The 9,234-nt window shown below is 71.5% G+C and carries 8 protein-coding genes and 1 pseudogene; 4 read left to right on the top strand and 5 right to left on the bottom strand.

From position 1 onward, the window contains the following. A partial coding sequence (locus ACWDS7_RS43610) for an ROK family protein (RefSeq protein ID WP_451934079.1) occupies window positions 1-515 on the top strand: 515 nt, incomplete at its 5' end. Between the two features lie 176 nt (window positions 516-691). Here the strand turns inward: ACWDS7_RS43610 and ACWDS7_RS43605 are convergent. Further along, window positions 692-904, bottom strand: coding sequence for a hypothetical protein (locus tag ACWDS7_RS43605; protein ID WP_451934078.1), 213 nt, complete (start codon window positions 902-904; stop codon window positions 692-694). Between the two features lie 2 nt (window positions 905-906). On the opposite strand from ACWDS7_RS43605, the gene ilvA reads away from it, so the two are divergent. Next, the gene (gene ilvA / locus ACWDS7_RS43600; RefSeq protein WP_451934077.1) at window positions 907-2,115 is read left to right on the top strand and encodes a threonine ammonia-lyase; all 1,209 of its coding nucleotides are present in this window, start codon (window positions 907-909) and stop codon (window positions 2,113-2,115) included. A 15-nt stretch (window positions 2,116-2,130) separates the two neighbouring features. On the opposite strand, the gene ACWDS7_RS43595 is transcribed toward ilvA, so the two are convergent. The 3 genes from ACWDS7_RS43595 to hppD form a co-directional block, all read right to left on the bottom strand. After that, entirely contained in the window at window positions 2,131-3,588 is a 1,458-nt protein-coding gene (locus ACWDS7_RS43595; RefSeq protein WP_451934076.1) for a M1 family metallopeptidase, read from the bottom strand. A gap of 83 nt (window positions 3,589-3,671) precedes the next feature. Then, window positions 3,672-4,097, bottom strand: coding sequence for an RDD family protein (locus ACWDS7_RS43590; RefSeq protein ID WP_306863805.1), 426 nt, complete (start codon window positions 4,095-4,097; stop codon window positions 3,672-3,674). Between the two features lie 144 nt (window positions 4,098-4,241). Continuing rightward, a complete protein-coding gene (gene hppD / locus ACWDS7_RS43585) occupies window positions 4,242-5,351 on the bottom strand; it encodes a 4-hydroxyphenylpyruvate dioxygenase (protein WP_451934075.1) in 1,110 nt (369 codons plus the stop codon). A 102-nt stretch (window positions 5,352-5,453) separates the two neighbouring features. Between hppD and ACWDS7_RS43580 the strand changes: the two genes are divergently transcribed. Both ACWDS7_RS43580 and ACWDS7_RS43575 read left to right on the top strand, forming a co-directional pair. Further along, the gene (locus tag ACWDS7_RS43580) at window positions 5,454-5,933 is read left to right on the top strand and encodes an Lrp/AsnC family transcriptional regulator (protein WP_451934074.1); all 480 of its coding nucleotides are present in this window, start codon (window positions 5,454-5,456) and stop codon (window positions 5,931-5,933) included. A gap of 84 nt (window positions 5,934-6,017) precedes the next feature. Then, window positions 6,018-8,228, top strand: a complete 2,211-nt coding sequence (locus tag ACWDS7_RS43575; RefSeq protein WP_451934073.1) for a transglycosylase domain-containing protein — start codon at window positions 6,018-6,020, stop codon at window positions 8,226-8,228. Window positions 8,229-8,522: 294 nt separating this feature from the next. Here ACWDS7_RS43575 and ACWDS7_RS43570 read toward each other — a convergent pair. Next, window positions 8,523-9,234 (bottom strand): annotated as a pseudogene (locus ACWDS7_RS43570) (N-acylglucosamine 2-epimerase); the annotation flags it as partial.

Genomic DNA, 9,234 nt, shown 5'->3' with positions numbered 1-9,234 from the left:
GGCGGCAAGGGAGAGCAGACGACCACGCCGCCCAGGACCCGGGTCGGCCTGATCGTCCTCATGGGGGTCGCGGCCCTCGCCCTGGTGCTCGCGGTCCGGGCCTGGCGGCCTGGGCGGTCGAGCAGGGCTGGACCCCGGCCGCCGCCGGGTCCGGCCGCGTGGCCGCCGGGGCCGCCTACGTGGAGGCGGCGACGGCCAGCGGCCGGCAGCTCGCCCTGGACGCCGAGGCGGGCGACGAGATCGCCCTCGCCGCCATGGACCGCGCCGGACGGGCCCTGGGCCTGGCCATCGCCTCGGCCACCAACCTCTGCGACCTCGACGTCGTCACCGTCGGCGGTGGTCTCTCCCAGGCCGGTCCGCTGCTGTTCGATCCGCTGGAGGCGGCTCTGCGGGAGCACGCCCGGATGGAGTTCGCCCGGCGGATCCGGGTCGTCCCCGCCTCCCTCGGCCAGGACGCCGGCCTGGTCGGCGCCGCCGCCCTGATCCTCGCCGCCGACCGCTACTGGTCCCGCTGAGGCTCCGCGCACACTCCCGTACGGCTCCGCCTCTTTGGCATGTCTCGCCGTACGGGGCCGGGCCCGTGGCGCGCTGCCGCGCGGTGAGCTGTGCCAGGTCGGCGAGGATCAGCGCGGGGCGTCCATGGGTTCCATACGGGCGGCCCGCGGGGACGGGTAGAGGCCCGCGAGGAGACTCACGAGGGCGCCGGCGAGGGGCCGCCGGCGCCAGGGGGCGTCCAGGACGGGGGCCGATCCTTGGCGGTGGAGATGGTGACGACGGCGACCAGGCCGAGGCCGGCGCCGAGCACGCCGCTGTGGCCTTCGGGGGGCTTGCCGCGCCTGTCCGGTATGGCCTCCGCCCGCCGTGCCGGGTGCGGCCGTACCGGGCGCGGGTGGGAGGATGGCATGCATGTCCCACCCCCAGGTGACCTACGACGACGTGGTCGCCGCCCGTGAGTTCCTGGCCGACGTGGCCCTGCGGACGCCCCTGCTCCACTCGCACGTGCTGTCCGACGCCATCGGCGGGCCGGTCCACCTCAAATGCGAGAACCTGCAGCGCTCCGGGTCGTTCAAGGTGCGCGGAGCCTATGTGAGGATCGCCGGGCTGAGCGAGGGGGAGCGGGCCCGTGGCGTGGTGGCGGCCAGCGCCGGCAACCACGCCCAGGGTGTGGCGCTCGGCTCGGGTCTGGTCGGCGCCAGGGCGACGGTCTACATGCCGGAGGGGGCGCCGCTGCCCAAGGTGGCCGCGACCCGCTCCTACGGCGCCGAGGTCGTCTTTGCCGGCCACACCGTGGACGTCGCGCTGGCCAGCGCCAAGGAGCACGCCGAGCGGACCGGGGCGGTGTTCATCCACCCCTTCGACCACCCGGACGTCATCGCCGGGCAGGGCACGATCGGGCTGGAGATCCTGGAGCAGCTCCCCGAGGTCGGCACCATCGTGATGTCGCTCGGCGGCGGCGGGCTGACCGCCGGGGTCGCGCTCGCGGTCAAGTCGCTCCGGCCGGGCGTGCGGATCGTCGGCGTGCAGGCCGAGCGGGCGGCCGCCTACCCGGCCTCGCTGGCGGCCGGGCGGCCGGTGATGGTCCAGCCCGCCGCCACCATGGCCGACGGCATCGCGGTCGGCCGCCCCGGCGAGCTGCCCTTCGAACTGATCCACTACCTGGTCGACAGCGTCGTGACGGTCACCGAGAGCGACATCTCCCGGGCGCTGGTGCTCTGCCTCGAACGGGCCAAGCAGGTCGTCGAGCCCGCGGGGGTGGCGGGGGTGGCCGCGATCCTGGCCGAGCCGCAGGTCTTCGAGCCGCCGGTGGTGGCCGTGCTCTCCGGCGGCAACATCGACCCGCTGCTGCTGGCCAAGGTCCTGCGGCACGGCCTGGCCGCGGCGGGACGCTATCTGACCCTGCGGGTCCCGCTGCCCGACCGGCCGGGCGTGCTGGCGCTGCTGCTGACCAAGCTGGGCGGGCTCGGCGCGAACGTGCTCGACATCGTGCACGAGCGGCTCGGCGTGCACCTGGGCGAGGTCGAGGTCCAGCTCCAGCTGGAGACCAAGGGCCCCGCCCACTCCGACGAGGTGCTCGCGTCGCTGCGCAAGGAGGGCTACCGGCTCATCTTCGGCTGACCCGCCGCCGGGCCGTCACCACTCGGTCGGCTTCCCGGCCGTGAACAGCCAGGCCTCGAAGAGGCTGTCGAGCTGCTTGCCGGAGAGCTTCTCGGCCAGCGCCACGAACTCCTCGGTCGTCACGTTCCCGTACTTGTGCTCGGCGGTCCAGGTCTTCAGCAGCTTGAAGAACACCGGGTCGCCGATCCGCTGCCTGAGCGCGTGCAGCGTCATGCCGCCACGGGTGTAGACCGAGTTGTTGAACAGGTCCTCCGGCTTGGCGCGGCCGGGCGGGTATCGCCAGATGGCGGCGGACGGGCCGGCCGCGTAGTGGCCGCGGAAGGTCCTCTCGGCGGTGGAGTCACCCTTGTGCTCCGACCACAGCCACTCGGCGTAGGTCGCGAAGCCCTCGTTGAGCCAGAGGTCCTTCCAGCGCCTGATGCTCAGGCTGTCGCCGAACCACTGGTGGGCCAGCTCGTGGGCGATGATGCCCTCGTCCGGGTTGAACCCGCCGTACATGGGCCTGGTCTGGTTCTCCAGCGCGTATCCGGCGGTGAAGTCGTCGATCACGCCGCCGGTGGAGGAGAACGGGTAGGGCCCGAACACCGTGCTCCAGTAGTCGGTGATCTGCCCCGACTGGGTGTAGAGGGTGTCGAGCGCGTCGCGGTAGCGCGGGTCCACCGCCGCCAGGTTGGGGATCCCCGCCGCCGTCTTGCCCTGGCGCAGCTCGAAGCGGCCCATCGTGATGGTGGCCAGATAGCTCGCCATCGGGTGGCTCTCCCGCCAGACGAAGGTCGTCTTGCCGCCGCTGGTCTTCGGCTCGCCGACGAGCTCGCCGTTGGCCAGCACGTTCAGCCCCGCGGGGACGGTGATCTCGAAGTCGTAGAGCGCCTTGTCCGCCGGGTGGTCGTTGCTCGGGAACCAGGTCTTGGCGCCGTTGGGCTCGGCCGTGACGAACGCGCCGTCCGCGGTCGGGATGAACCCGTAGGTGCCCAGGTTGGAGGAGCCGGTGACCGGCTTGGGCTCTCCGGCGTAGGCGACCTCGACGGTGAAGCCGGACCTGCCGCGGATCAGCTCGGCCGGGGCGACGATGAGCTCGTCCTTGACCCGCTCGAACCTGGCGGGACGGCCGTCCACCGTGATCCGGTCGACCTCCAGCCCCCGCAGGTCCAGGTTGAACCTGGACAGGTCCTGGGTGGCCCTCGCCTCGATCCCGACCACGCCGGAAAGGTGCTTGGCGGCGGGGTCGTAGGCGAGCTTGAGCCGGTAGCGGTCGACGTCGTAGCCGCCGTTGCCGTCGGTGGGGAAGTCGGGGTCGCCGATCCCGGGGGCGCCGACCGTGCCCGCCGCCCGTGGCGCGGCGGAGCCGAGGGCGCCGGAGGGCGCCGCATCCTTGGAGGTGATGCTCTCCCCTTGTGACGCCGAACAGGCGACCGAGCCGAGTAAACCGAGAAGAGTGGCGGTTGCCGCGATAGCCAGCCGACCGGACGCCATGCCCTCAAATCCCCTTTCCGAGCCCGGTCGGACCGGACCACCGAACGGCAGACTACGCCAGACAGGTGCTTGACCTGGGGTGATCAGGCATCTACGACCAATGTCCTGGCGGCGATGTCGTGGATGGCCTGTTTGCGTCGGGTGAAAAGGATGAAGGCGAGGTTGATCCAGCCCAGGCAGCAGGTGGCGTACAGCAGCCACGCCACCAGCTCGCGCACCGCGGCCTGCCCGACCCCGACCCTGCGCCCGCTGTCGTCGACCACGCGCAGGCCGAACAGCTTCTTGCCCAGTGTCTGGCCGTTCCAGAAGGCGGTCAGCAGCCAGTAGTAGAGGAAGCCGATGAGGGCCGCCAGAAAGGTGTGCTGGACGGGCACCCGGACGAAGACGTCCTTGTCGGTGTCCCAGACGGTGGTGAACGTCTCGTAGGTGAACGGCGAGGAGATCAGGCCGACGATGATGATGTCGAGGATGCCCGCGATCAGGCGGCGCCATCGCCCGCCGAGCCTCACGGGCGCCGGCCCGCCGCCGCCGGGGCCCCGCCCTGGGGGCGGGGTGGACCAGGGGGCTGATCCAGAGTCGTCCGGCGGCGGCGGTGGCGGTGGTCCCATGACCCTGTGATCACCAGGGACCCGCCTCGGCAAAGCCAAGAGCCGTTACAGGTTGCCCCTGAGGTCCTGCTCGCGCTCGATCGCCTCGAAGAGCGCCTTGAAGTTGCCCTTGCCGAAGCCGAGCGAGCCGTGCCGCTCGATGAGCTCGAAGAACACCGTCGGGCGGTCCTGCACCGGCTTGGTGAAGATCTGCAGCAGGTAGCCGTCCTCGTCGCGGTCGACCAGGATCTTGCGCTTCTTCAGCTCGTCGATCGGGGCGCGGACCTGGCCGATGCGGGCGCGCAGCTCCGGGTCGTCGTAGTAGGAGTCGGGCGTGTCGAGGAACTGCACCCCGGCCGCGCGCATGTGGTCGACGGTGCTGAGGATGTCGTTGGTGGCCAGCGCGATGTGCTGGACGCCCGGGCCGCCGTAGAACTCCAGATACTCGTCGATCTGCGACTTCTTCTTGGAGATCGCCGGCTCGTTGAGCGGGAACTTCACCTTGCGGGTGCCGTCGGCGACCACCTTGGACATCAGGGCCGAGTATTCGGTGGCGATGTCGTCGCCGACGAACTCCGCCATGTTGGTGAAGCCCATGACCCGCTTGTAGAACTCCACCCACTCGTCCATCTTGCCGAGCTCGACGTTGCCGACGCAGTGGTCGATGGCCTGGAACAGGCGGCCGTTCTTCACGTCGGGGGCCGCGACGATGGGCTCCGCGGCGGCGTAGCCGGGCAGGTAGGGGCCGCTGTAGTTGGACCGGTCGACCAGGGTGTGCCGGGTCTCGCCGTAGGTGGCGATCGCCGCGAGCACGATCTTGCCGTGGTCGTCCTCCAGCGTGTACGGCTCGGCCAGGCCCTGGGCGCCCTGGGCCAGCGCGTGGGCGTAGGCCGCCTCCACGTCCGGGACCTCGATGGCCAGGTCGATCACGCCGTCGCCGTGCTCGGCCACGTGACGGGCGACGCCGGTGCCGGGCCGTACCGCGCCGCGGAACTCGAACCGGGCGCTGCCGGAGGTGAGGACATAGGCCACCTCGTCACGGCTGCCGTTCTCCGGGCCTCGGTAGGCCACCAGCTTCATGCCGAAGGCGCTGGAGTAGTAGTGGGCGGCCTGCTTGGCGTTGCCGACGGCGAAGACCACCGCGTCCATACCGTTCACGGGAAAGATGTCGCTCATACGCACACCCTCTGTATTGATGGGCTGGTTGTGCAACAGTCACTTGAATTAGTGGACAATTTGTATATCTGTCCGCCTGTTCCACCGGAGTGCCTGTACATCATGACGATTGATCAACTCGACGCCCGGCTCATCGCCCTGCTGGCGGGGGAGCCCAGGCTCGGCGTGCTGGAGTGCTCCCGGCGGCTCGGTGTCGCCAGGGGCACCGTGCAGGCCCGTCTCGACCGGCTGGCCGCCCGGGGTGTGATCACCGGCTTCGGCCCCGACATCGCCCCCGCCGCGCTCGGCTACGACGTGACCGCGTTCGTCACTTTGCAGATCCGCCAGGTCAGCGGGCACGACCCGGTCGCCGACCAGCTCGCGGCGATCCCCCAGGTGCTGGAGGTGCACACGATCACCGGCGGCGACGACATGCACTGCCGTGTGGTGGCGCGCAGCAATGCCGATCTGCAGAGGGTCATCGACCTGATTGTTGACGTTCGCGGGGTGGTCCGGACCTCGTCGGTGATCGCGCTGGACACACCCGTGCCATACCGGGTCCTTCCTTTGGTGGCCGATGTACCGCGCCAGGGGAAGAGCTAGCCGTACTATCCCAAGCGGGGTTCAGACACCGTTATCCATCGTTTACCCTTACGGTCCGCACTGCTCACGGGGGGTGAATGCGGAGTGGATGGGGGTTCGGGCGTGCTGAAGGGCCGGGAGAGAGGCCAGGAGAAGGGGCAGGAGAGGGGCGGTCCGCGGCGGAGGGTCCTGCGGATCGCGCTCGTCGTCGCCGGCGCCGCCGTGCTCTCGATGATCGGCCTCTTCGGGGTGGCGTGGGTCATGACGCCGATCCCGGACAGCACGCAGCCCAGGGCCACCGCGCAGGGTTCGGTGATCTACTATCGCGACGGCAAGACCGTGCTGGCCAAGCAGGGCGTGAACCGCAGGAGCGTCGCCCTGTCGCAGATCCCCGAGAGCGTCAGGGACGCGGTCATCGCCGCCGAGAACCGGTCCTTCTACGAGGACAAGGGCGTCTCCCTCAAGGGCACCTTCCGCGCCATGTGGTCCACGGTCACCGGCCAGCAGCTCCAGGGCGGCTCGACGATCACCCAGCAGATGGTCCGCAACTACTACAGCGGCCTCAGCCAGGAGCGCTCCGTCGCCCGCAAGCTCAAGGAGGTCCTGATCTCCCTGAAGGTGGACCAGTCGAAGTCGAAGGACTGGGTGCTGGAGCAGTATCTCAACACGATCTACTTCGGCCGGGGGGCCGACGGGGTCCAGGCGGCGGCCGACGCCTACTTCCGCAAGGACGTCGGCAGGCTGACCGTCGCGGAGGGCGCCTATCTCGCCGCGGTGATCCAGCAGCCGTCCCGCTTCGCCGACCCCCGGGGCGCCGACCTGGAGGCGGCCAGGGCGCGCTGGCAGTCGGTGATCGACGGCATGGTGCAGACCGGGGCCCTGACCCCCGAGCAGGCGGCCGCCACCGCCTTCCCCACCCTCAAGAAGCCCAAGGCGATCTTCGCGCCCAAGGGCCAGGAGGGCTACATGCTCGACCAGGTGACGGCCGAGCTCAAGCGCATGGGATACACCGACGAGGCCATCAACCAGGGCGGCCTGAAGATCGTCTCGACCTTCGACAAGGGGCTGATGGCCGCCGCCGAGCGGGCCGTCACCTCGGTCCTGCCCGAGGGCACCTCGGCCAAGGTCCGCACCGGCCTGGCCGCCGTCGACCCCGCCAGCGGCGAGGTCGTGGCCTTCTACGGCGGGCCCAGCTACGAGGCCAACAAGTTCGACAACTCCTTCTCGGCCAAGGTGCAGGCCGGATCCACGTTCAAGGCGTACGCGCTCGCGGCCGCCCTGAACAACGGCTTCGGCCTCGACACCCGCGTGGACGGCAACTCGCCCCTGCACGTCACCTCGGGCGACAGGGGCATCCCCAACTCGGGCAACTACTCCTACGGCCAGGTCAACCTGGTCAAGGCGACCCAGAGCTCGGTCAACACCGCCTTCGTGGACCTCGGGCAGCGGGTCGGGCTGGACAAGATCGCCAAGATCGCCGAGGGCGTGGGCATCCCCGCCGACCAGCTCGCCCGCCAGGCGGACTTCCCCACACTGCCGCTGGGGACGGCGTCGGTGAGCGCGGTGCAGAACGCCTCCGGCTTCGCCACGTTCGCCGCCGGGGGCGTCCACCGCGACGCCCACGTGATCCGATCGGTCACCGACGCCAAGGGCAGGACCACCAAGATCAAGGTCAAGGGCGAGCGGGCCTTCACCGAGCAGACCGCCATCGACGCCACCTACGCGCTGACCCAGGTCGTCGAGGCGGGCACCGGCTCGGCCGCCCGCCTCTACGACCGCCCGGTGGCCGGCAAGACCGGCACCACCGACAAGTCGGCGGCCGTGTGGTTCGCCGGGTTCACCCCGCAGCTGGCGGTCGCGGTGGACATGTTCCGTGACGACAACAGGCCGGTGGTCGTCAACGGCAGCGCCCAGTACGGCGGGACCTACCCGGCCCAGATCTGGCGCGCCTTCATGGCCGAGGCGATGTCGGGCAAGCCGGTCAAGGAGTTCGCCGAGCCGTCCAACTACGGTTACTCCACCTACGACGGCTACGACGACGGCTATGACGACGGTTACGACTCCGGCAACCGCGACTACGGCGACGGGGGCGGGGACGGCTACGACACCGCCACGCCCACGCCGCTCCCCGACGCGACGGCCGACCCGTCCCCCGACCAGAGCCAGTCCCCGGACGGGACGGGCGGCGGCACCGGTGACGGCACGGGCGGCGACGGCACCGGAGACGGCGGGACCGGAGACGGCATGGACGGCGGCGGCGCCGGTGACCAGGGACAGCCTCCCGGCGACGGCTTCGACAGAGCCCCGGGCCGTTAGCGCGGGCCCCGGGACGGTCCCGTCTCCGTCGCCGGGGGGAGACGCCCGGCGGCGTCCGGGCCGGACGCCGGGGCGGGGCCGCTCAGCCGTCTCCGCAGGCCGTCAGGGGCCCCGGCGGCACCTTACGGAGCCTTCCGCGGAAGGCGGGTGAGGACGCCGGCTCGACGGAAGCCCTCCACAGGGGCCGTCAGGACGCCGGCTCGACGGAAGCCCTCCACGGGGGGCCGTGAGGGTGCCGGCTCGACGGAAGCCCTCCTGAGGACGGGAGCTCGACGGAAGCCCTCCGCGGGCGCCTCAGGACGCCAGCTCGGCCCGTAGCCCGGCCGGGGTGGTGACGGGCATCCTGCAGGCGAACCCCCGGCACACGTAGGCCGCCGGGGCGCCGTCGAGCAGGTCCCGGCCGGCGAGGAGCGGCACCTCGGCCGACCCGGGCGCGCCGAGCGCGACGACCAGGCCGGGGACGGTGGACAGCAGGGCGGTCCTGTGCAGCGCCGAGGTCGCCGGGTCGTCGGGCGGGCCCACGATCGCGGCCTCGACCGGACCGGAGACGGCGGCCTGGGCCACCGCGAACCCCCACCCGGCGAACCGCGCGTGCTTGTCGGCCAGGAGGGTCACCGGGCCGAGGGCCGCCTCGGCCGCCTCCCGGTGCCTGGCCGAGCCGGTCAGGGCCGCGTAGGACAGCAGCGCCCCGGCGGCGGCGGACTGGCCCGACGGGGTCGCGTTGTCGGTGGGGTCCTGCGGGCGGCGGAACAGCGGCTCGGCGTCGTCGGCGGTGTCGAAGAATCCGCCGGCGCCGTCGGCGAACCGGTCGAGCACGGTCTCCAGCAGCGTCCCGGCCCGGTGGAACCAGCGGACCTCCCCGGTCACGCCGTACAGGGTGAGCAGGCCCTCGGCCAGGTCGGCGTAGTCCTCCAGGACCCCGGCGTTGGCGCCCGCCCGGCCGTCGCGCGAGGTGCGCAGCAGCCGGTCGCCGTCCATGTGCAGCTCATCGAGCAGCACCGCCGCC

The sequence above is a fragment of the Streptosporangium sp. NPDC003464 genome (assembly GCF_053588315.1).
The sequence above is the reverse complement of the archived record's forward strand: the minus strand, read 5'-3'. Positions and strand labels throughout refer to the sequence as shown.

Coding starts and splice junctions, on each gene's coding strand:
- ACWDS7_RS43595 (WP_451934076.1), bottom strand. CDS start 3,588: ATGGCGTCCGGTCGGCTGGCTATCGCGGCAACCGCCACTCTTCTCGGT.
- ACWDS7_RS43605 (WP_451934078.1), bottom strand. CDS start 904: ATGCCATCCTCCCACCCGCGCCCGGTACGGCCGCACCCGGCACGGCGG.
- ilvA (WP_451934077.1), top strand. CDS start 907: ATGTCCCACCCCCAGGTGACCTACGACGACGTGGTCGCCGCCCGTGAG.
- ACWDS7_RS43580 (WP_451934074.1), top strand. CDS start 5,454: ATGACGATTGATCAACTCGACGCCCGGCTCATCGCCCTGCTGGCGGGG.
- hppD (WP_451934075.1), bottom strand. CDS start 5,351: ATGAGCGACATCTTTCCCGTGAACGGTATGGACGCGGTGGTCTTCGCC.